We start from the raw sequence: 22,146 nt of genomic DNA on the forward strand, positions 1-22,146 counted from the left end.
AACAGCCTAGTGTCAATCACTTCATTATAACAGTTGAAGCACAGTGCATCAATCCCGTGATGTCTCAACTTTATAATAAAGTGTCATCATGCACTCCCGGAGGTTATATTGTACCTTAACATTATGGTATTTTATTCAGCAACGCCGCTAAAAAGAGAGACCACCCACTTGATCCCACTGTGTGAGAGATTTTGCAATAATCCAGCCGTTTTGTCTGCCAACACATCAACCGGAGCCTTATTTTGATCTGCCCCAAGCACTTGGCTTGGTGACTGAACAGGTACAAATGGTGGTTCTTTAATTTCCTTTTGGACAGGAGCAGTCGGAACAGATTCGGTCACCGATGAAGTTGGTTCAGTTGTCACAACGGTTGATGTGCCTCCTGAGGGATTGCCCATATGAAAATTGCTGCCCGCCAGCTGCATTCCAAACAGCACACCCAGCAACATTAATACAGCGATGGATAACAGTCTTTTACCGAATCTGGACATGTGCATTGCCTCCTGTCACTCTCTACTATTTTTCCTTCTAACATATATGGTTTCTACCCACCCTGCGACGAGGTTTCCACACTGGCTTTGTCCACCTTCTGATCTTCCCAATACACTTGAGAAATCATGTCTGCGAGAATCTTTGATGTCCGTTGGAGCTCAGCTCCTGTGTTGTCGATGCCACCAATCTCAATCAAAATGCTGTTAGGTGAAAGGGTTTGGTTATACTCTCCATTGTTGGCTCCTCCGCCGTCCTTGCCCCACACACCACGGGATACCCCAGGATACTTGGCTTCCAGTTTCTTATGAATTTTCGCTGCAAAGGCTTCATTCTGCCGCCAATTTGGATTTTCATGTCCAATAATGAAATATACTTTGGCGTAGCCCAAGTCGTTAATAGTTGTTGTTGTTTTGCCATGACGCTGTGAATCGCGATGAATGTCTATGAGATATGTCAGATCATCATTTTGAGCGAGTGCCGCTTTTACCGTTTGACGGGAGTATTTATAGGAATAGTTCCAGTTGTAGTCCTTAACTTTGGTAGGGTAATCATCCTTGGCGTGTTCTACGCCGATTCCCAGCTTCTCCAGACTGTCTGAGAGGTAGGTTCCCACTTGAAACACATTGCCTGTTGATTTACCTGATGATGGATTATCACTTTTCGTACCTAGTAGTGGATTGTAGCCTTCACGTGGATGGGAATGATAGATAAGAATTGACTTTTTGCCTGTTGTCGGTGAGCCTGAATTGTCTTTCTCGCCATTCTTGGCTGGGGGATCTTCTTTACCTTCTCCATCTCCAGGCTCAGTCGACTCAGGTGGATCCGTATTGTCCTGACCTGGTGGAACATGCAGCTCACTACCCGGTTTTCCTCCACCTGCGGAAGCCGTGTCCGTAAGACCGGGACCGGGCTGATAATCTTCGGGAGCCTCGGCTTTTTCGTTACCAGATCCAGGACGGAGCAGAACAGGTTGGTTGGAACCCATGCCCGGCATTTCTCTCGCAATCAGGCTCTTGGGGTCTTGAGGATTTACATTCGTTAGTAATTGGAAAACAAATGAGGTGAGATTTTCACCGGATATGGCAGAGGTCTGTTCCTTCTGGGTGAGATGGGGCATCTCCATACCGAGCATATCGACGAAAAAGCGGCTTGATACGGCACTCGCAAATCCTTTCATGGAAGAAACGGGTGAATTGTTCAAACGTTTCTCTGCCATTCCCCCGAGACCCAGTACGACAAAAAACAAGGCAGATATGATCATAAGCAACAACAACGTACGGCCCATGGCCAGCACGTGCAGACATCTTTTTTTCCACTTCCCAATATTCCAGGCCAATATCTTGTTCATTCTGCTGTCTCCTTCCCTGCTGGACAACTCTTATACTTCAACTCTATGAGCCCGCCCAAATTGATAGAACAGGAAAATGAAAGATTCCAAAAACAAAAAAAAGAAAGTCCGATAGATTCGGACCTTCTTCTCAGCAGTTTTAAGTTTTAATGTGTATAAGCGGCTACGTTATCCGGATTCACGGCATCATGGAGCGCGGCGTTAAGTCCTGAAGCGATAACATTGGCAATTCCCTCAATAAACTCATCGATTTCCTTTGGGGTAACAATGAGGTCATGACCTAGTGGCTCCAGTACCTCTTTCACCAGACTCAAGCGATCTTGTTCACCGATGTCGTCCAGCATACCCATGATCTGTTTGGTCTGATCCGTTTCCTGGCGAAAGTGTGAGCTCATCATCTCAATCACATTATTCACGATGGTGGACGCATAACATACGGTTGGTACTCCGATGGCGATGCAAGGCACACCTAATATCTCACGAGTCAGGCCACGCCGTTTGTTTCCAATACCGGAACCCGGGTGAATACCAATGTCCGCGACCTGAATCGTTGTATTTACACGTTCCAAGGAACGGGAGGCCAAGGCATCAATCGCAATAATCGCATCTGGCTTGGTCCGGTCTACAATCCCCTGTACGATGTCACTGGATTCAATGCCTGTTGTACCTAACACGCCGGGAGCAATCGCGCTGACTTCCCGATACCCTGGCGCAACCTGATCTGGCACCAATTCGAAATACTGACGGGTCACCATCAGATTTTCCACAACAAGTGGACCCAGTGAGTCCGGGGTGACATTTAAGTTGCCCAGGCCCACAATCAAGACCTTGGATGTTTTGTTGATTCCGGCCTTAATCATAAAATCTTCCATTTCACGGGTGAACTCGGCAGCAACTCGCTCCTGTAACTCGGTATCACCATTCCGTAGTGAAGGTACTTCCAAGGTGACATAGTGACCTTTTACCCGTCCAATCGCCTTGGCTGCTTCTTCATTCAGGACATCAATACGTGTAATCGTAATACCCTCTTTCTTCTCTACATCTTCCCGTAGTCCGGGAATCGTTTGTTTCTGTCCACCTTGCGCCATTTCTTTGGAGTCGATCGCCAAATCGGTACGAACTGTATAGTTCTGCAAATCCAGTGTCATTGTGTTCCTGCCTCCCTTACTGCTTTTGAGCATATTGTGTGGGAAAAAGAGTTTCTTTATACAGCATGTCGAACATCGTAGGAATATCTGTTGCATTTTACATGCTAGCGTGATAGAATATTTTAAGTTGTGAAACGTTTGTATTCATGCAAATGCCTTACAGGAGGTGAATGTAATGCCAAACATCAAATCCGCTGTTAAACGCGTAAAAACGAGCGACAAGCGCCGCGCACTCAACGCTTCCCAGAAGTCTGCACTCCGTACAGCTGTTAAAGCTGCTGATGCTGCTCTGGTAAGTAACGAAGTTGATACTGCAAAAGCTGCGATTCAAGCTGCTTCCAAAAAGCTGGACAAGGCTGTAACTAAAGGTCTGGTTCATAAAAATGCTGCAGCACGCAAAAAGTCTCGCTTGGCGAAAAAACTGAACGCTCTTTCCGCACAAGCGTAAGAAGCGTTACTTATACGATCCAATGGAAAAATCCTGAACAGCATAGGCTTTCAGGATTTTTTAGTATCTGATTCGATAAGTATAAGACACAAACAAAAGCGACCTTTATTCCGATGATTTAACGATCATGGAGCAAAGGTCGCTTTGTTTATTGTTCACACTAGTAATCTATTACGTTTACGTGTCCATTCATGCACCAAGTCTTAATAAGAACAGCTCCAGACCAAGCACTTTATCCACCGCTCCTGTTTTCATCTGGTAATCCAGTTCGCTGAGGTGACTCAGAATCATTCTCAGACGTTCCGGCTGAAATTTACGGGCCTGCTCACCCGCAATCTTAACAGCATACGGATGCAAACCAAGCTGACTGGCAATCTGTTGCTGGGAGTAACTTTGTTGCCCCAACTCTTTCACCTGGATCATGATCCGAAACTGGCGTGCGATTAAAGCGGCAATTTTAATCGGTTCTTCCCGCTGCTTCAGCAACTCATAGAAAAGAGCCAACGCTTTCTCCAGTCGCAAATTAGCGAGTTCTTCCACCAGCGAGAATACATTCTGCTCTGTACTACGGGCAACCAGTGACTCGATATCAGCACGCTTGATTGTCCCCCCATTACCCGCAAACAAACATAACTTGTCTACTTCAGCAGAAAGGGTCTGAAGACCTGTTCCTGCGTAGCTGATCAACGTTTCCGCCGCTCCCGTCTCCAAGGAAACATCCCGCTGCTTCGCAAGTTTCACTATCCAACTCAACAGCTCATCTCCACTAAGTGGAGCAAAAGCAAGAACTACTGCCTGTTTCTTGACAGCCTTTACCAGTTTCTTACGCTCATCCAGCTTATCCCCTTGGGCCAGGAAAACAATCGTACTGTAATCTGCCGGATTCTCCATATATGTAAGCAGACGATCAACCTGATGTTCAATCTTGGATTCTTTACCTGCGGTGAACAGACTCGCGTCCCTTACAATAATTAATTTACGCGGAACCAGAAAAGGTACAGTCTCCGCTTCTTCAATAACAACCTCCACAGCCGTTTCAGACAAATCATATGGAATAATCGCAAAATCGCGATGTTCTTCTTCAATAACCTGTTCTTTTAACATATCCGTAAATTGCTGTATCTGGTACTTCTCCGTTCCGTACAGCACATATATCGGTGCCGTTTCTCCATTACGTATTGCCTTTGTTGCACTTTTTACATCCATTCACGGCGCCTCCTTATCCCTCTTATCCTACCAGAAAAAACGCAAGACAACAAAGGGACCTTACATCCAGTTATGGATGAAGGTCCCCTGTCCTACATCTATATAAACGCGGACACCAGCAGTTCTAGAAAAAGCCGGTGCGCGGTCATACGACGTCAGTTGCTTGAACTGAGATAGGACGTTTTGTTACTTCCAATATATGCTTGTCATGCTGAAATTGTTCTTTCGTTTTGAGGGAGCACACTCCTCATTTTCAATTATTTCGCAGGAGCTTCACCTGAAACAGCAGGTACATTAAACGAGTTCTTGGCTGTTGTTCCGTCCTTGTCCGTTTCGTAATTAAATAGGGTACCATCCTTCGACCAACTCGCTGACTTCAGTGTTCCCTCTATGCTGCGTTGTTCAACCAGATTCAGAACATCCGGTTCGCTCACAGGTTTGGAGTATATGCTAATTTGATCACCAATAAGCATAACTACATAGGAGCCGTCAGGTGATTTCCATTCTTTTGGTGCTGCCGTTGTAGTCATTCCCTGATCCGGTCCTGCTGCCAATCCTTTGTTTTCGCCAGAAGCGTTTGCACCTGCACTGGAATCAGGTACAGTGTTACCTTCAACCGGAGCATCTTCAGTCATATTAGGTTTTGTATCCTGAGAAGTGAAGGATTGCGCATCTCCATTTTCTGTTTCTGTTACTCCATTCTCTTCCCCATCTGCAGAAGATTTAGGAGAATCTCCTGATTCCTGAATTCTCTGCTCGGAATCCTGGTTCTGAACCTGATTATTCTGATTATCGGTCGGAGGAGTTTTGGACGAATTATCCTGCGGTCCTTTATTCGGAGCAGGCGTTGATTCGGTAGTCGGTTGTTTAGGTGTCGGATCTGACTGAACTTCAGGCTCCTGCACCTCATCTCCACCGTTCTCTTCAGGAATTGTTTCTACGCCTTGGTTATCTGGTTCAGTTGGTGAAACATTCGATTGATCCACAAACACATCGTTGCTGCTTGGTTGGGACGAAGTGGCAGGATCATAATTTTCAATATTCTTGCTTAATGGATTTTCATCCACATTGCCGCTCTCTTGAGAAGCTCCAGAGCTCATCAGCATGGAATCGGCATTCTCAATCTGTTCAGGCGGATTTCCCCAGATGGCGAATCCCAATATAACTGCCGCAGCCGCTGCACCCATGGACATACGTCCTGCCATCGAGTTAAGCCATTTTTGCTTCGTTTTCCGCTCACTTGAACGTTGTAAATTCTCAAATGCAGCGGGGACAGGATTCATTTCCTGTATAGTGCTACTCTGTTCCTTCCGCGCTTCGTCAATGGCATCAAGCTGTGGCATAATCGCATCAACCAGACTAAATTTCGGGCTTACTTGCGGTAATTCTTCCAGTTCTCTGGAAAGAGCTCTGAGTAAACTAAAATTTTCGGCGCACTCCGGACACTTCGCCACATGCTGTAGCATCTGCGCGGTTTCCGCCTCGCCCAGATCATGATCCAGATAGCGGTGCATCCATTCCACCACCTCTTCGCATTTCATCCTGTCACACCACCTTTCTGATATTCCTGTAGTAGATTCTGTAATTGCTGTCTGGCTCTAAATAAATAAGATTTAACCGTATTCAACGGAAGATCGAGACAATCCGCAATTTCATTGTAGGATAAGTCCTGCAAATATCTTAGAACAATAACGGTACGATGATGCTCGGGAAGCTTGTTGATCGCATCCTGAATGTCCTGGGCCACATATGTAGACATGACCTCGTACTCCACATCCTGATTATCCTGAAAAACCATGTCATGTTCGTCAATGGAGACAGACGGCTTGGTTCTTCTGAATTTATCAATACAGATGTTTGTGACGATGCGTTGTACCCATGTTTTGAATTGGGCCTTTTCTTCGTATGAGTTGATTTTGGTGTAAATTCGGATCAACGCTTCCTGCGCAGCATCCAAAGCGTCCTGTTCATTATTTAGAATGTAATATGCGGTCCGATAGACATGTTGTTCAATCTCCCGCAATAGGGTAATTAGAGCGTCGCGATCGCCCGATTGAGCGGCTCTGATGAGTTCCGGCTCTACCACAAAGGATCCCCCTCTCCCTGCAACCTTACAGACGTGATCATCAATAAAATTGTTGCAAAGTTAAGTATTTTTTTAATTTGCCATAACAAAATAACGGCGTATGTATTAGGGCCGCTGAAATCTTCTCTTAGAATAACAGAAATTGCATAACGAGTCACCAAACGTATCCAAAAGGGATTCCATTACTTACACGACTCAATTCAAATGCAATGGCATACATTATAGATAAGCACTTTTTTGGGTCCTAAAATAAAAAAAGTCGAAATTTGTCCAAATTCAAGCTGATTTTAATGCAATTTTCATGAAAATAGTGTATTGTAAATTTACATTCATAAACACGAGGTGATGAGCATGCCAGCTCTTGCGAAAATTCAAGCTTTAAAAGAACAAATGCCCAAAGAATACCAAAGTATTTCCCACTTTGTGGAACATGCATTGGACTCCATTGATACTCTGGTCGAGGAACATCGGAAGTACGTAGCTGCACAGGCATTATACGGCGATAAAATCGTTGGATCGGAAGAACGCTTGTACAGAGAAACCGTACTTGATGTCAGAGCACAGCTGTTAATGACTCTTGAGAAAACAGTAGAAGATCTGTTGCACAAGGGTGACAAACATTGGAACAAACACTTTAAGGATGGCGTAGAGTAGTTCTTATATTTCTTCTACATTTTTAAAAAATGGCCCGTTTTCCGATATTCTCCCTCGTGGAGTGTAACGGAAAGCGGGCTTTTTTTGTGCTGTGCTGTAACCTGCAATCAAATGAAACAGCAAGGAATGATTTTTAAATCCAAATAAATGAAGGTCGGTTTATATAGGATAGTGCAAATCCATTCTTATAGAAAAGGCACAAACCTTAGAAAAACGAAGGTTTGTACCTCTTTTTGTGTGATGAACTTATTGATTATAATAAGGGCCATTTCCTGTGGATTTATTCAAGGACAACAACTGAGAAACCGTTACGAATTGGTAGCCTTGCTTTTTTAGTGATTTAAGCATTTGTGGCAGCGCATCAGCTGTAGAAGCGTGAATATCATGCATAAGTACAATCGAACCTGATCTGATGTTTTTAGCAACCTCTTTATTTACAGCTTGGGCGTTCCGGCTTTTCCAATCCAGCGAATCCACAGACCATAAAATAATGGGTGTTTTCTGTTCTTTGGTGACTTTTTTGACTGATTCATTCATAGCACCATAAGGCGGACGGAATAGGGTTGGTTTTTCTCCAGTCGCATCTTTGATTCGGTGCGATGATTCTATGATTTGTTTGCGCACCTCACTCAGGCTCATATTCGCAAGATTCGGATGACTCTTGGAGTGATTGCCGATCTCGTGGCCGGCCTCAGCAACTTTTTTAGCCATACCAGGATAATACTCTACTTGTACGCCCAGCATGAAGAAAGTAGCCTTCGCGTTGTACTCCTTCAAAGTCTTTAGAACTCTAGGTGTCACCTTTGGGTGAGGCCCGTCATCAAAGGTAAGAGCCACATATTTCCCTTTAGGATCAAGCCGAGGCTGAATTGGCCCCTTCCCTTTTGGCTTATCGTTATTTCCATAAGTGATATTCCATTTTTTGGTGAGGTCCTTTTTCAAGTAGGAATGCAAGGATTTCAGTGGGATGTTCACTTGGATCGTCCCGGCTGCACCAGCAGCGATCTCGTATTTATTAAAGTATAAAGTAAAGACTCCGTTACCTAAGGACCATTTCCATTCAGATGGATTTTTTATGGATTTTTGAAGTTCTGCTTCGAATACATAAGAGTGGACGTTTTTCTGTTTCTTCAATTCTTCCTTCACGATTGACATAATATGGTCAACTGTTGCTTTATCATAAGTCATGATATCGGATAAATTTAAAATTTTATTTTCAGCTATGTCGATATTAAAAGATTTTATTATCGATTGTCCATTAGCACCGCCTGTGGTGATTTGATAGGAATTGAACACTAAACTATATAAATGGTCATTAATTTTATTCGTATCTACTGTAATATTCAATTCAGAACGATGATCGCCTTGAAGCGTTTTTGCATCGGTCTCAACCTGGGTTAAGAATTTCTTTTCCTGATCATTGACCCACGTCTGAATAGGAGTATTAATCTCCTTGCTATTTGTTAGGACGTTGCTAATCGACAATACATAATGCTTCGTATTCTTCGTCCTTGTTTCGATATTTAAGCCTGGGTATGCACTGGGCGACAATTCAACGTTCTCTGTAGCGCTGTTGTTTGCAGCTAGAACATTCTGCACCATTAGATTGATTCCTAGAATCCCGCCAGCTAATACAATAAATCCAATCAGCCAAATGGGCCATCGTGTTTTCTTCCTTTTGTTCATTTCATATCATCCTTATCTTTATTCTAGTCATAAAACTGCAAGTCATTGTCTATCATTTCTTCCGGCGATGGTAGGCCATGACAGCCATGACGGATAATGCCCTTAAGCCATCAAGTCCTGGCATATAACGTTTACCGTCGCCTCGTACCGGTGCAAAGTTCCGGATTAAACTTCCGAAATGAATCGTGTTGTCATGCATTTTGCTTTCGTCCCTATCCTTTTTGATTTGTCGCTCATAGGTAGGACGCCGAGGTTGTGAAAAGTTCTCCAATTAATGTAATCAATGAAGAGAACAAAACAATTTCATGAAACTTCTACCTTTAGAACTAAAAAAAGCATCCCGTAAGAAGAGAGTCTCCGGGATGCCACATTCAGAATAATCGTCATTCGGCTTTGCCTCAGTGGCTGGCATTCTTCAGATTGAAACGGAACTCCGGTGAACCCACATATCCCGGCGCGATACTGTATTTCGGGAAGACGATAACCAGTTCGCCTTTTTCAATATAAAACGACTGTTCCGTGAACGTCCCTTCGAATTCTTCCAGGAAGTATTGATCGGGATCCTTTCTCATTTGCGCAAGAATATCTGCATCAAGCTTTTCTTTATAGTTAGAACCGAGGAGATCCTCCAGTGTCACGCGCTGAGCCGCAGAGGCATTTTTCAAGTTGTAGGTATCAATCCGTGGCATGCTTGTTCCGCCCCTGTACCCTTCCGTGATTACTTCAAGCGAAACTACTCCTGCCGGCTTTCCAGTTCCGTCCGACTTTAGCTTATAGCTGACGTAAAATTCATAGGGGTGGAACTTCTGGTGATTTACTTTTGCCTTTTTTGCCGTTTCTGCGGCATCCTTCTCCCACTGAGCAAGATCCTTTTGCGCATGGGATAAAAGGATGTCATTCAGTTCATTCTGGTATCTGGTGTCCAGCATGCCGTCCAGCTGCGGTACCTTGATGTTCACAATAAGGTTCTTGCTTGTTGTGCTCAGTACCTTCTCCACGATTTTTACTCCTGTAGCCATAGGTACGGTTTCATGTACCTTAGAGCTGACAGTTACGTTCGCTGAAACAGGTGCCGAGGCCAGCGCATTTGCAGATAAGCTCGCTGCGCCAACGCCGAGCATGGCTACACAGCCCATGGCCCCCATCTTCATGAATTTTATCGTTTTCTTTTTCATAGCTTTCATCCTCCATCTCTTTGTATGAGTGTCTAATCTTGCACACTCATTGGCTAGACGCATGAGATGGTACAGAAAGTTTTAGGAAAATCAAAAACAGAACAATGTCTCTTCGACCAAAGTACTAACAAAAAAAAACCGGCGCGGGTTTCCCGATCACCGGTCTCTTCCATTACTTAATGTATTTGTTGTTAATCAGAACGTCTTTCAACACATCCGTGGGAATGACGAATTCCACAGAACCCATATAGCCTGGCGCGACGTCATATTTGTTGAAAGCGATCACGAGCTTGCCGTCGTTGTTGATATAGAAGCCTTGATCCTTCGCGATGCTCTGGAACTCACTGGTGACCGGCACGTCGATAGCTCCCGGAGCCCAGTAGATCTTATTAGGGTCCGCTTTCATTTGCACCTGCATCTGCTCTTTAACGTTGTCGCTGATGAGTCGTACATAACGATCGTCCTTGAACAGTATCGGCAGAGTTATGAGGATTTGGTTTTTCTTATCGATCGTATCAAACTGAAGCTCCTCCGAGGATGAACCGGCGGCCTCGACCACGTATCTTTGTATAGATAAAATCTCGTCGTTGTCCGTCTTTACTTCATATCCGACATCAAGTCCCAGATGGCCTCCGCCTTGCTTCTTCAATTCGCTGATTTCCGCCTGGAACTTATCGTAAAGCGCCTTGTTTTCCTTCATATATTTCTCGTTCAACCCGCTTTGCAACTGCTCATTCTCCATATCGGTAATGGAAGGCACTTTGATACTCGCATTGTAATTAGACTCGTCAACCACGTATTCCTTGAACGTGAGCACCTGGATAATCCGGTCCACACCCGGTACGGATGACAAGGCTTTCGCTACAGGAGGACTGACATTGATCGCAACAAGGAATATGAACGCAGCCGCACTAGAAACGGCTAACCATCTGTACTTTGAGCCGCGGCCCCTCCTTCCCTCCTTAGAGAATTTATGAATCGATTGGTTTACAATGCTATCCAATTCATCTGGAATGGGTATTTCTTGATATTCTTTTCGCAGCTGTTCCATGTTATTGTTCATCTTACTCGATCTCCTTTGGTTGTTTCATCATTCATTTTGATTCGCAATAGCTGATGCGCCTGATACAGCCTTGTTTTAATCGTATTCACATTCTCATCCAGCACAGCCGCAACTTCTTCGATCTTCATGTCTTCAAAATATCTCAGTATAATGACGCTCTTGTATTTATCCGGCAAGGATTCGAGCGTTCGCTTCAAATCAATGTCCATATACGTATCTTCTGCCCCGGGGCTGTAGGTTTCGATCATTTCATGATCCATCGCCTGAACCTTTTTGTTTCTGCGCAGAAAATCCAGGGCGGTATTCACCACAATCCGGTAAAACCAGCTTTTGACCGCATCTGGGTTCTTCAAAAGTTCGAGATGCGTCATCGCTTTGTATATGGAGTCTTGTACGATATCCAGGGCATCATCCTTATTTTTGACATAGCTATAAGCAAGTCGGTATACATTCTCTTTATGCTCGGTAATACAGTGTGTAAGAATTTTTTCAGTTTTCCTATTGAACATGGCCGATTATTCCTTTTCTATATAAATCTTTTGTCGTAACAAGAAGTAAGACGTATACGGGTTCCCAAAAAGTTTTCGCATCCAAATTTTTTTTCACTTCTGCAAATCGTTCAAGGCCCTCACAAGCAGGTCAGCGTAAACCTCGGCGCCTTTATTAAAGGCACCCCGTCCTTTTAAAAATAATCTTCCCTTCCTTCACTTGCCGAATACCAGTCTACTACCGATGACCGAATTCATTTGAAACTTTTGAAGGTTTCTTTCCGAAAAAACAATGTATCACTCGGAACCGAAAGTCGTTTGGTAGTCTGTAGCGCCTTTGTCGTTGTAGGCTTTCTATAGTAACGATATTTCATATTTTTAATCCGTCTCCTTCTGATCTGTGCCGGTGGAACCACGCTCCCATCCCTCATTTCCTATCAGGCCACTGCCAAAAAAAATATATATCACCACCATGAAATTAAGAAAAAAGTCGTTCGCAGCGAAACGACTTCTTTCTTTTATAGGTCAACTAAGTACTTTCTTTCTCTAACTCCCACTTTTCCTCAACCTCTGTATGTTAAAATATAGTAACGCCTTAGCCTATCTCTTATTGAATATAGTTATTTAGGGAGGTCAATTTTCGAATGACAAAAAACCATAGAATCAATAGGCCACGCGGAAAAATAGTTGCAGCTGTATTAACTGCAGTGTTCATTTCACTTGCAATGGGGATATATCACTATGTCCCTATAGATGAAAGATTAGAGAATACTTACTATTATTCATTCGGGTATACATTTGCGGTTGGATTATTGATTAACCTCGCTATATTACTTTTCTTACTTACGCCACTTTCTATATTGGTGGATGGACTACTTTTATACAGAAAAAAAGATAATACGTATATGAGATTGCTTGTTGCTATTGCCGCATATGTTCTATTAGGCTTCACAGGTGGGATCATTTACTCGATATTTACACGTAACTTCAATACTTTTTCTGCTCAAACTATCCACATTATTGTATGTTCTCTTGTCTTTTTCACCTTCCAGTTGGTATTAAATCGGAGTTTTCTTCACTCATCTTCATACCGATAAATAGATTGCCTGCCTTCACTCAACTCCAAACAACTTGTACCGGATATCAATCTTCCCATCTTTCACCCTCATCTGAACCTCTCCCATCTGATCTGTCCGATAAATATCTGACCCGGTAGCCTCCAGACGTTCCATCACTCCCGGATTGGGATGCCCATATGTATTGTTAACTCCTGCAGATATCACAGCGGTTTTGGCGTTCCAGTATTGGAGCCAGGCTTCGGTTGAAGACGTTTTACTCCCATGATGAGCGACTTTTAACACGTCAATGGATACAGATGCTGAAACATCATTTGAATTAACCTGCAACGGTCGTGTAAGTACCCTTTGTACAACTCCCTCTGTAACTCCAATATCTGAACCTTTCTGTTCAAACTGGGCAGCCAATGAGCCATCTTGAATCATATAGAGCAGGTCCTGCTCGGCCGCAGCATCCATATCCCCGGTGAACAACATGGAAGTCCCAGCCATGTCTAGCAAAAAGACAACGGAATCATGATTCTGGTGTTCAGATACAGGCAAATTGCCTGATTCAATTACATCCATATGTGCCAGATCCGAAGCTATAAAATGTAAACTTGTCTGCTTATCAGCCTTATAGGACATGCCCTGCTGAATGGCGTACAGAGGAATTTTACGTTCCATGGCTGTGTCCAGTAATTTATCAAAGTTTTCTTTACCACTGGTTGTGCCATTAAACATGAAACGTTTAACCGGAATCTGTTCCAGTACAGCCTGTAGTCCTCCGGCATGATCCTGATCGGCATGCGTTACAATTACAGCGTCCAGTTGATGGATACCTCTTTTTTTCAATAAAGGAACAACCACCTTGGCACCTACCTCATACGGATCACGTCTTGTTTTCCACGATTGTTCGGTGTTCCCAAAACTAACCGTTCCCCCGCCATCCACCAGAATGTGTTTGCCTTCCGGGGTTGTAATCAATGTGCTGTCTCCCTGACCAATATCCAAAAACTGCACGATGCCGGTTCCAGCAGGCTTGGGAGTCTGATATGCCCACCACAATCCAGCAATAAAGCTGATAGCGAGCAACCCGCAAAACCATTGCTGAGCTTTACTCATTCGTTCACTTGAATAATAACCTGCACCTCGTGCGGTAAATGCACTTGTATATTCCGGCCAGGCAATACTGGCTCCTAATGTCGTTAATGAAGTTTCTTTTCCATCTACACGGTTCTTACCTTGATCTTGTGCCACCGTAGACACCGAAGAGCGAATGCCCATATTCGCCATTGAAACTGAAGGTTGTCCCCTCACAAGAGGAGCCGTCTCTTCCTCAACAAACGCTGTTTCTTGCTGCTCACCATTGCCACGATGCAACAGGTAGAGTAAGGCATACAACACAGCATAATATGCTCCAATCCATAACAAGGGCGGTGTTGCCCAGATCAACACAAAACCTGGCAGGCTGTTCATCCACTCCACGCTTATAAATGTCAGTTGATTCAGTTGCATCGCAATCCATGCGAGAGGTTTCGCCAAGGGAACCCATATGAATGACAATAACATGGCGACCGTCCCCAGAGGTAATACAATAGCACTGATCAAAGAAACCAGCAGAAAGTTAGCTACAAATGAGAGTAGTGAGAACTGGTTGAAATACAAAATGGTTACTGGGAACGAAATCAGCTGAGCGGTCACGGTAACGGATGCCGTTGCAGCCAGAGATTTCGGCCAGCCGCTGAACAGCCGGTTAATTAATGGCATGTAGATCATCAAACCTGCGGTCACGAGAAAGGATAACTGAAAGCTGACGCTCAGCAAAAAGTACGGGTCCCACCACATCATCAGCAACGCTGCTGCACTAATCATCTGAAGGCCGTCTCTGGCGAGACCTCGACGTGCCATATACAACCCAATCATGGACATCATCCCTGCCCGAATCACTGAAGGTGAACCACCGGATAACAGTACATAAGCTGGCACCAGGATCAGAACAATCGTGAGTGCCGTCTCTCTGGTAAGCCTTAGCCAAGATAGAATGAGAAGCAACGAAGCAACATATACAGCGACATGGGTTCCGGAGATTGCCAGGATATGCGTTAGACCTAGTTGTGAAAACTGACCATAGGTACCGGGATCGATATCAGTAGCCATCCCGATAATAAGACCCTTCATATATCCTGCATGAGGCTCTGGAAATAACTGCTCAACCGCCGAGCCCAACTTATGCCTAGTCCAATCCGTCCACCGTAGTACGTTATATTGTCCAAGTCCCTCAGGAGCAACTGCTGTTACCGAACTGGCTCCCTTCACTTTGAACAACCAGTGGATATGCAGGGTACGCAAATAACTGCGATAATCAAACCCGCCAAAGTTCCTTGCTTCGCCAGGAAAAGCAAAAGAACCATTAAGTGTGATTACATCCCCCCTCTTCCAGCCCGCTGCTACCTGTTGTTCTTCTTCCTCCAACAGTCTGACTTGTACGATCAATTGTTCATTTATGTTGAATGCAGAAGATGATGCAAGATCTGCATCTACTGACGAATCCGATGTTGGCAATATTGAAGACATCTGCATCTTAAAGTCAGCCCGATCTCCATCAATACGTACATCTGACACAAGCTCACCCTGAATTTCAGCTGACCATCCGTCCAACTCATGAGCAGCGATATGCATGGTCTCCGGCAGACTGCTATGATTGCCTGCATCATTCCATTCCCAATGTGCAGCGCCTCCAATAAAGGCAGCGAGTAAAAATAAAACAGACCATCCACTCACATTAATAAAATGAAGTAAAAGTGGCAGACATGTCAGAGCTCCAATTAACCCCCAGATTAACGTCCAGCCTGTCAACGCGCATGCTATCCCGCTCCCGCACAACCAACAAATCGTAAAACTTAATAACGGTCTGCCTTTCATTTCTAGCCCTCCCTCATTTCACCCGTTGAACGCAGAAAAACCCCCGGAAAGCCAATTCAGGCTTGCCGGAGGTTCTCCCTCACATATTCGACCATATTCACATTAATTGCTCACGGTCATCATCGTTTCCCGCGGGGGCTGGTAATTCTCTAGTCTGCGGAACGTTATGCCCTTCTGTTCCATCATATTGGTAACCTTGCCGGTATCTTTAGGATAAGAACGATGAAACACGATTTCTGTAATCCCGCTATTCGCCAGCATATTGGCACATGTCCAGCACGGTTCGTCGGTCACATACACGGACGAGCCTTCGCGGTCGATTCGATCTGTGAATAAAAGCAAATTTTGCTCCGCATGAATTGTGCGAATGCATCTTTGCTTTTTCACCATTTCTTCTTGCCCATCGGTCACGACCAACTCATACTCTTCCGATATCATGCAACCTGCTTCAGAACAATCCGGGACGCCGGTGGGTGCACCATTATAGGCTGTTCCCAGCAGTTTCTTTCCCTGAACAAGAACGGCACCCACATGACGACGCGAACAGCGGGAACGGGTGGAAACCATATACGCGATGTCCATAAAATACGTATCCCAGTCCTTGCGTACCTCTGTACTCATGCTGCTTTCCTCCCGCTTGATACAATTTATATTTTAATTTTACCGGATCTGCACATACGGCGCCATCTTCTCCAGCATCTTCATCCCGATTCCTTTAACCTTTGTCAGATCACTGACTTTTGCAAAAGGACCATGTGCATTCCGATAGTCCACAATAGCTTGAGCTTTCTTCTCCCCAATTCCGGGAAGCTCGATAAGCTTGGAGACTGGAGCGGTATTCACATCAATCTTGCCATTGTCGCTAGCTTCCTCACGAACTACAGGGGGATTACTGTTCGAGCCCGTCTCGGAGGTAACCGAAGGATTCGAATTCGTACTTCGCGTAACTGGTTCAATCGAATTGGAGGTGTCCGGTGGATTATCATTCGTCTGGCTTATAGTTTGAACAACTGAATCACCTTCAACCCCAACGCTCGCAAGCTCTTTAGACTCTTCTGCCTTTGCCTCATTCCCAGTCTGCATCCCACTTGCATCCGCTCCCGAAGATGCTCCTGTATTGCCCTGAACCGAAGTAGCCGACTGTACAGCAGGGAGTTCCTGCTCTATCGTCGGCTTCTCGGTGCCGAGCTGCAAGGGTTCCCAGCCACTAGGTGGTTGTTCACTTTTGCCCGACCATAATATAAGTATACTTCCAACCACCGCAGCAGCAATGGTCATCCCTTTGGTCCATCTCATTCTTTCACACCTCTCCCTGAATTCAAAATCATTCATTTCGAACACGGGCGGTGCTTCCGAACCGTTGAACTTTCCTGATGAAACAAGTTGTGCATTTTTCATGTCATGTGAAACAGGTCCTCACGCATAGAATAGAGGGAATGAACTGCGCCAGTACCGTAAAGCATGAAAGGAGGCCTGAAACAATGAAGGTTGGATTTATCGGAACCGGCAGCATGGGCAGTCTACTAATCTATGCCCTGATCCAATCGGGTGCACTTGAGCCCCGGCAGATCGCAGCCAGCAATCGAACCCCGTCCAAAGTACGTCAGTTATCCCTCCGTTACCCCGGTCTGCATGAATCCCAGAGCAATCGGGAAACGGTGATCCGAAGTAATATCATCTTCCTGTGCGTGAAGCCGCTTGAATTCAAACATGTTATTGACGACATTCTGCCTGTCGTGAATCCCAATCATATAATTGTCTCGATCACCAGTCCCGTGCAGCTGCGACATCTGGAATCTTCACTTCCTTGCAAAGTCTCCAAGGTAATTCCCAGCGTCACACACCAAGTCGGCAGTGGAGCATCCCTCTGTATACATGGCGAACGAATGACCAGTGAAGACCGCGCTGTGTTAGAAAGTCTGCTTAGTCATATAGGCAGGCCGTACCAAGTGGATGAAGCCTGTACACGAATCACATCCGACTTCTCCAGCTGCGGACCTGCATTCATATCGTTCTTTTTGGAACAGTGGATCGAAAGTGCAGTGAAACTGACAGGCATTAAAAGGGCAGATGCCTGCGCTCTGGCTGGCGAAATGCTCCTGGGAACAGGCAAGCTGCTCACCGAAGGAGGATACACCCCGCAAGAGCTTCAGGCTCGTGTCGCTGTACCTGGCGGTATTACCGCTCAGGCACTTGCACTGCTGAAGGTTAGTCTTGACGGCGTTTTCGACAGCCTGATCCACACGACACATGACAAATATGATGAAGATTTGTTAAAGCTGGATGAACTATTCCGAGCCGGTGAGATTAACCGGCAACAATATTAACGAGTTTGCCTGGAACGGCAATGACCTTGCGAATGGTCTTGCCTTCCAGCGCCTGCTTAACAGGTGCCAGCTCCATCGTAAAGTCCTGCATACCCTGTGCATCCAGATCCTTCGCGATTGTAGCACGAGTTACAATTTTACCATTCACCTGAACAACGATTTCCACTTCCGCATCCACTGTCATGGACTCATCATATTCAGGCCAAGCCACGTAAGAGATTCCACCTTCATGACCCAAACGGCTCCACAGTTCCTCTGCCATATGCGGTGCCAGTGGTGACAACAGCTGTACAAATTTCTCCATCGCTTCACGAGGCAGTGTGTCCGCTTTGTATGCATCGTTGATGAAAATCATCAGCTGGCTGATGGATGTGTTGAAGCGCAGATGTTCCAGATCTTCCGTAACTTTTTTGATCGTTTTGTGAGCAGTCCGTTTGAACTCATCCGTTCCACCGTCCACCGTAATCTTGTCATTGATGGCTCCTGTGTCTTCGTTAATGAAGAGACGCCATACACGTGACAGGAAGCGGTGCATGCCTTCAACCCCGTTTGCATTCCACGGTTTTGTCGCTTCCAATGGTCCCATGAACATCTCGTACAGACGCAATGTATCTGCACCGAATTCATTGACGATTTCATCCGGGTTAATGACATTACCACGAGATTTACTCATTTTCTCATTATTGGTACCCAGGATCATACCTTGGTTCACCAGTTTGTGGAAAGGTTCTTTGGTCTCCACAACACCCAGATCATACAGCACTTTGTGCCAGAAACGAGCGTACAGCAAGTGAAGCACCGCGTGCTCTGCTCCGCCAATGTACAGATCAACTGGCAGCCACTGTTGCTGTTTCTCCTTGGAGATCAGTTCCTTGTCATTGTGCGGATCGATAAAGCGCAGGTAATACCAGCAGCTGCCCGCCCATTGTGGCATGGTGTTGGTCTCACGACGTGCCTTCATTCCCGTTTCCGGATCTACCGTATTCACCCACTCCGTAACATTCGCCAGTGGTGATTCTCCTGTACCCGAAGGTTTGATCTGGTCGATATCAGGCAGCAGCAGTGGAAGTTGATCCTCCGGTACGGTCTTCATTGTTCCGTCTTCCAGATGCAGAATCGGGATTGGCTCACCCCAGTAACGCTGACGACTGAACAGCCAATCGCGCAGACGATAGGTTACTTTTCCTTGTCCTTTACCGTTCTCTTCCAACCAAGAAATCATCTTGGCAACCGCTTCTTCATTGTTCAGTCCGTTCAAGAAATCGGAATTCACATGCGCGCCATCACCGGAATATGCCTCTTGTGTAACGTCGCCACCTTGAATAACCTCAATGATATCCAGACCGAACTGCTTCGCAAATTCCCAGTCACGTGCATCATGACCCGGAACAGCCATAACCGCGCCTGTACCGTAACCTGCAAGAACATAATCGGCAATCCAGATTGGCAGTTTTGCACCATTAACAGGGTTGATTGCATAAGCGCCAGTGAATACACCTGTTTTGTCTTTGGCCAAATCCGTACGTTCCAGATCACTCTTACGAGAAGCCTGCTCCTGATAAGCCTGAATCGCTTCACGTTGTTCATCCGTTGTAATTGCTTCTACCAATTCATGTTCCGGAGCAAGTACTGCAAAGCTCGCACCGAACAATGTGTCTGCACGGGTAGTGAACACCTTAATGACTTCCTCGCGACCTTCAATGGCAAATACAACTTCCGCACCTGTCGATTTACCGATCCAGTTGCGCTGCATATCCTTGATGCTTTCAGACCAATCCAGCTCTTCCAGGTCTTCCAACAGACGCTCTGCATACTCGGTAATTCTCAGAACCCATTGACGCATCGGTTTACGTACAACCGGGTGTCCACCACGTTCACTCTTGCCATCAATAACCTCTTCATTAGCAAGTACCGTTCCAAGGGCTTCACACCAGTTAACTGCAACTTCATCCACATAAGCGAGGCCTTTATTGTACAGCTGGATAAAGATCCATTGTGTCCATTTATAGTATTCAGGGTCCGTTGTGCTGATCTCACGATCCCAGTCATAGGAGAAACCAAGCGATTTGATCTGGCGACGGAAATTGTCAATATTACGGAATGTAATATCTCGTGGATGTTCACCTGTATCCAGTGCATGCTGCTCAGCAGGCAGACCGAAAGCGTCCCAACCCATTGGGTGCAATACATTGTAACCGCGCATACGTTTGTAACGGGAAACGATATCTGTTGCCGTATATCCTTCCGGATGTCCTACGTGCAGACCTGAACCGGATGGATAAGGGAACATATCCAGTGCATAAAATTTCGGTTTAGCAGGGTCCTCACCCGTTTTAAACGTTTTATTTGCATCCCAGTATTGCTGCCAACTTTTTTCCATGACTTGTGGCTGATAGCCGTGTTTCGGCTGGTTATTCTCACTCATCTATTGTTCCTCCTTCAGGTTATTCGCTTTAGCTTTAATTGCAACAAAAAAACCTCAGCATCCCGTAGCGTTTGCAGCGCTAGGGACGAGAGGTTGAATTCCCGTGGTACCACCCTAGTTAGCGGACGAACGTGCTTCGTCATCCACTCCCTTTGGACCTGTAACGGCGGTTAACCGATGCGGATTTCCATTCCTGACCCCAAGCTTTATACAAGCAGGTTAAACAGAATGGTGTAATCACCGCATTTCTCCAAGGCGAGTTCGCAAATCACTGTCAACCGGCTTGCACCAACCGCCGGCTCTCTGTTATGTACAGGAATTACTACTGATCCTTATCATCGAAATATGTATACAATATCGGGACCATTATATAAAAAAGCAAGCCCAAAGTCAATATTACACGTTATAATGACCCTTTTAAGTCACATGGTTCGTACCGTTCAATAATACTCGTTGCTGTTCAGGATAACCGAAAACGCTCAATGCCTTCCTCCAGATTATGAATGGTCCAATTCACATGTTCCTGATTATCATATTGACGATAAGCGCACTCAATGCGCAGTACCAGATCAAAGTACAAGTCATAGAGACTTCTTCTTTTCAGCTCACTTTCAGTCGTAATCTCATGTCCATACCCTTTCACAAAACCAGGCGTATAGTTAAAATGACTGAAATAATGCTCCATCAGAGGATCTGCCCACAGTGAACGTTCAAAATCAATAATCGCTGTGATTCGACCTGCGTCCACTAGTACATTGCCATCCCACAGATCCCAACTGATAAGCACAGGTTCTTTAACATCGTCCAGCACATCCGATTTTTCTTCAATCAGGCGTCTCAATTCAGGGTAATCAATCGAAAATGTAATCCCGGCTTCTTCCCCGTCGGTAAGAATATCATCCATCAGATTCATAAATGCTTCTTTCCATGTAGAATAACGTTGTGTTTGCTCCGAAAAATATCCGAATTTCTCGCCCTTGATTTCATTAATTCGACGATTGTACAGACCGAGCTGGTATTCAATGGCCTCCTGCTCTTCCGCAGAATATTGATCCTTGACCTGATTATAGGGTGTTCCAGACATGTACTCCATGATAAAATAACGTGCTGAAGCCATGGTTAAAGAGTCATCATAAGCCAGCACTTGAGGTACGGGGACATCCGGTAGCTCGGTGATGAGGCGTAGTGCCTCAACCTCGGCAATCATGAGATCCTGCTCACAGCGCATCAGATTTGTCGAAGCCGACGGTGCAATTTTGAGTACCACTCGCTGTGCGTCACTCAGTGTAATGAGGTATGCATGATTGGCCCAGCCATCCACCATTTCCTTGTAGTTCTGTATACTTGTAGAGAAATGTTGTTCTATAATGGCATTCAGTTGTTCTGAGGTAAGTCTTGTTTTATATGTACTTTCCATTTCTACACCTCACATTGACAGTTGATTTATTTTCTCAGAAAACGCTTTCTATCCGACTATTATCGCCTCATTTACTTTAACTGGCAATACTTTTTGTCACGTCGTTATGTCTTTTCTTGCATTCCTTTACCCTATTTAAGACTATTGCTATTCATTCTCCATGGAAAATCAAACAAAAACCAGCTAATGTTTGTCAAGCATTT

19 protein-coding genes and 1 other annotated feature are annotated in these 22,146 nt (G+C 45.1%); of the genes, 3 read left to right on the forward strand and 16 right to left on the reverse strand.

Going from position 1 to position 22,146, the window contains the following annotated elements; genetic code table 11:
• Positions 1-131: 131 nt before the first annotated feature.
• From MKY66_RS21225 to gpr, 3 genes are all read right to left on the reverse strand, one after another.
• The gene (locus MKY66_RS21225) at positions 132-491 is read right to left on the reverse strand and encodes a hypothetical protein (RefSeq protein ID WP_076211674.1); all 360 of its coding nucleotides are present in this window, start codon (positions 489-491) and stop codon (positions 132-134) included.
• A gap of 53 nt (positions 492-544) precedes the next feature.
• A complete protein-coding gene (locus MKY66_RS21230) occupies positions 545-1,840 on the reverse strand; it encodes a stage II sporulation protein P (protein ID WP_076211676.1) in 1,296 nt (431 codons plus the stop codon).
• A gap of 146 nt (positions 1,841-1,986) precedes the next feature.
• Complete coding sequence (gene gpr, locus MKY66_RS21235) at positions 1,987-2,988, reverse strand: GPR endopeptidase (RefSeq protein ID WP_076211678.1); 1,002 nt, start codon at positions 2,986-2,988, stop codon at positions 1,987-1,989.
• A gap of 175 nt (positions 2,989-3,163) precedes the next feature.
• Between gpr and rpsT the strand changes: the two genes are divergently transcribed.
• Positions 3,164-3,436: a 30S ribosomal protein S20 gene (rpsT, locus tag MKY66_RS21240; protein WP_024628504.1), complete on the forward strand. Its 273-nt coding sequence runs from the start codon at positions 3,164-3,166 to the stop codon at positions 3,434-3,436.
• A gap of 189 nt (positions 3,437-3,625) precedes the next feature.
• Here the strand turns inward: rpsT and holA are convergent, their stop codons facing one another.
• From holA to MKY66_RS21255, 3 genes are all read right to left on the reverse strand, one after another.
• Complete coding sequence (holA, locus tag MKY66_RS21245; RefSeq protein WP_076211680.1) at positions 3,626-4,642, reverse strand: DNA polymerase III subunit delta; 1,017 nt, start codon at positions 4,640-4,642, stop codon at positions 3,626-3,628.
• A gap of 257 nt (positions 4,643-4,899) precedes the next feature.
• Complete coding sequence (locus MKY66_RS21250; RefSeq protein ID WP_076211682.1) at positions 4,900-6,183, reverse strand: zf-HC2 domain-containing protein; 1,284 nt, start codon at positions 6,181-6,183, stop codon at positions 4,900-4,902.
• The gene (locus MKY66_RS21255) at positions 6,180-6,728 is read right to left on the reverse strand and encodes a sigma-70 family RNA polymerase sigma factor (protein ID WP_017687205.1); all 549 of its coding nucleotides are present in this window, start codon (positions 6,726-6,728) and stop codon (positions 6,180-6,182) included. The genes MKY66_RS21250 and MKY66_RS21255 overlap by 4 nt, the downstream gene beginning before the upstream one ends.
• A gap of 351 nt (positions 6,729-7,079) precedes the next feature.
• Here MKY66_RS21255 and MKY66_RS21260 point away from each other — a divergent pair, with 351 nt between their 5' ends.
• The gene (locus tag MKY66_RS21260; protein ID WP_076211684.1) at positions 7,080-7,382 is read left to right on the forward strand and encodes a hypothetical protein; all 303 of its coding nucleotides are present in this window, start codon (positions 7,080-7,082) and stop codon (positions 7,380-7,382) included.
• 246 nt (positions 7,383-7,628) lie between these two features.
• Here the strand turns inward: MKY66_RS21260 and MKY66_RS21265 are convergent, their stop codons facing one another.
• From MKY66_RS21265 to MKY66_RS21300, 8 genes are all read right to left on the reverse strand, one after another.
• Positions 7,629-9,068 carry a polysaccharide deacetylase family protein gene (locus tag MKY66_RS21265; protein ID WP_076211686.1) on the reverse strand — a complete coding sequence of 480 codons (1,440 nt, stop codon included), beginning with the start codon at positions 9,066-9,068 and terminating at the stop codon, positions 7,629-7,631.
• Positions 9,069-9,120: 52 nt separating this feature from the next.
• Complete coding sequence (locus tag MKY66_RS21270) at positions 9,121-9,267, reverse strand: hypothetical protein (RefSeq protein WP_179088528.1); 147 nt, start codon at positions 9,265-9,267, stop codon at positions 9,121-9,123.
• 199 nt (positions 9,268-9,466) lie between these two features.
• Complete coding sequence (locus MKY66_RS21275) at positions 9,467-10,243, reverse strand: DUF3298 and DUF4163 domain-containing protein (RefSeq protein WP_076211688.1); 777 nt, start codon at positions 10,241-10,243, stop codon at positions 9,467-9,469.
• 172 nt (positions 10,244-10,415) lie between these two features.
• On the reverse strand, positions 10,416-11,306 hold the full coding sequence (locus MKY66_RS21280; protein WP_076211690.1) for a DUF3298 and DUF4163 domain-containing protein: 891 nt from the start codon (positions 11,304-11,306) through the stop codon (positions 10,416-10,418).
• Positions 11,303-11,815, reverse strand: coding sequence for a sigma-70 family RNA polymerase sigma factor (locus MKY66_RS21285; RefSeq protein ID WP_076211692.1), 513 nt, complete (start codon positions 11,813-11,815; stop codon positions 11,303-11,305). The genes MKY66_RS21280 and MKY66_RS21285 overlap by 4 nt, the downstream gene beginning before the upstream one ends.
• Positions 11,816-12,906: 1,091 nt before the next feature.
• The gene (locus tag MKY66_RS21290; protein WP_076211696.1) at positions 12,907-15,774 is read right to left on the reverse strand and encodes a ComEC/Rec2 family competence protein; all 2,868 of its coding nucleotides are present in this window, start codon (positions 15,772-15,774) and stop codon (positions 12,907-12,909) included.
• Between the two features lie 102 nt (positions 15,775-15,876).
• Complete coding sequence (locus MKY66_RS21295; RefSeq protein ID WP_017687196.1) at positions 15,877-16,395, reverse strand: cytidine/deoxycytidylate deaminase family protein; 519 nt, start codon at positions 16,393-16,395, stop codon at positions 15,877-15,879.
• Positions 16,396-16,434: 39 nt separating this feature from the next.
• Positions 16,435-17,070, reverse strand: coding sequence for a helix-hairpin-helix domain-containing protein (locus tag MKY66_RS21300; protein WP_076211698.1), 636 nt, complete (start codon positions 17,068-17,070; stop codon positions 16,435-16,437).
• 185 nt (positions 17,071-17,255) lie between these two features.
• Here MKY66_RS21300 and comER point away from each other — a divergent pair, with 185 nt between their 5' ends.
• On the forward strand, positions 17,256-18,101 hold the full coding sequence (gene comER, locus MKY66_RS21305) for a late competence protein ComER (protein ID WP_036615122.1): 846 nt from the start codon (positions 17,256-17,258) through the stop codon (positions 18,099-18,101).
• On the opposite strand, the gene leuS is transcribed toward comER, so the two are convergent.
• Both leuS and MKY66_RS21315 read right to left on the reverse strand, forming a co-directional pair.
• Positions 18,082-20,526 carry a leucine--tRNA ligase gene (gene leuS / locus MKY66_RS21310; RefSeq protein ID WP_076211700.1) on the reverse strand — a complete coding sequence of 815 codons (2,445 nt, stop codon included), beginning with the start codon at positions 20,524-20,526 and terminating at the stop codon, positions 18,082-18,084. The two genes, comER and leuS, sit on opposite strands and share 20 nt — an antisense overlap.
• A gap of 78 nt (positions 20,527-20,604) precedes the next feature.
• Positions 20,605-20,874: a binding site (T-box leader), on the reverse strand.
• A 112-nt stretch (positions 20,875-20,986) separates the two neighbouring features.
• Positions 20,987-21,943, reverse strand: a complete 957-nt coding sequence (locus MKY66_RS21315) for an aminoglycoside phosphotransferase family protein (protein WP_076211702.1) — start codon at positions 21,941-21,943, stop codon at positions 20,987-20,989.
• Between the last annotated feature and the right edge of the window lie 203 nt (positions 21,944-22,146).

Source organism: Paenibacillus sp. FSL R5-0766 (genome assembly GCF_037971845.1).
Taxonomy (GTDB): Bacteria; Bacillota; Bacilli; order Paenibacillales; family Paenibacillaceae; genus Paenibacillus.

Coding starts and splice junctions, on each gene's coding strand:
- MKY66_RS21230 (WP_076211676.1), bottom strand. CDS start 1,840: ATGAACAAGATATTGGCCTGGAATATTGGGAAGTGGAAAAAAAGATGT.
- MKY66_RS21300 (WP_076211698.1), bottom strand. CDS start 17,070: ATGAGATGGACCAAAGGGATGACCATTGCTGCTGCGGTGGTTGGAAGT.
- holA (WP_076211680.1), bottom strand. CDS start 4,642: ATGGATGTAAAAAGTGCAACAAAGGCAATACGTAATGGAGAAACGGCA.
- MKY66_RS21250 (WP_076211682.1), bottom strand. CDS start 6,183: ATGAAATGCGAAGAGGTGGTGGAATGGATGCACCGCTATCTGGATCAT.
- MKY66_RS21315 (WP_076211702.1), bottom strand. CDS start 21,943: ATGGAAAGTACATATAAAACAAGACTTACCTCAGAACAACTGAATGCC.
- MKY66_RS21275 (WP_076211688.1), bottom strand. CDS start 10,243: ATGAAAAAGAAAACGATAAAATTCATGAAGATGGGGGCCATGGGCTGT.
- MKY66_RS21225 (WP_076211674.1), bottom strand. CDS start 491: ATGTCCAGATTCGGTAAAAGACTGTTATCCATCGCTGTATTAATGTTG.
- MKY66_RS21290 (WP_076211696.1), bottom strand. CDS start 15,774: ATGAAAGGCAGACCGTTATTAAGTTTTACGATTTGTTGGTTGTGCGGG.
- leuS (WP_076211700.1), bottom strand. CDS start 20,526: ATGAGTGAGAATAACCAGCCGAAACACGGCTATCAGCCACAAGTCATG.
- MKY66_RS21280 (WP_076211690.1), bottom strand. CDS start 11,306: ATGAACAATAACATGGAACAGCTGCGAAAAGAATATCAAGAAATACCC.
- MKY66_RS21260 (WP_076211684.1), top strand. CDS start 7,080: ATGCCAGCTCTTGCGAAAATTCAAGCTTTAAAAGAACAAATGCCCAAA.
- MKY66_RS21295 (WP_017687196.1), bottom strand. CDS start 16,395: ATGAGTACAGAGGTACGCAAGGACTGGGATACGTATTTTATGGACATC.
- rpsT (WP_024628504.1), top strand. CDS start 3,164: ATGCCAAACATCAAATCCGCTGTTAAACGCGTAAAAACGAGCGACAAG.
- comER (WP_036615122.1), top strand. CDS start 17,256: ATGAAGGTTGGATTTATCGGAACCGGCAGCATGGGCAGTCTACTAATC.
- MKY66_RS21285 (WP_076211692.1), bottom strand. CDS start 11,815: ATGTTCAATAGGAAAACTGAAAAAATTCTTACACACTGTATTACCGAG.
- gpr (WP_076211678.1), bottom strand. CDS start 2,988: ATGACACTGGATTTGCAGAACTATACAGTTCGTACCGATTTGGCGATC.
- MKY66_RS21270 (WP_179088528.1), bottom strand. CDS start 9,267: ATGCATGACAACACGATTCATTTCGGAAGTTTAATCCGGAACTTTGCA.
- MKY66_RS21265 (WP_076211686.1), bottom strand. CDS start 9,068: ATGAACAAAAGGAAGAAAACACGATGGCCCATTTGGCTGATTGGATTT.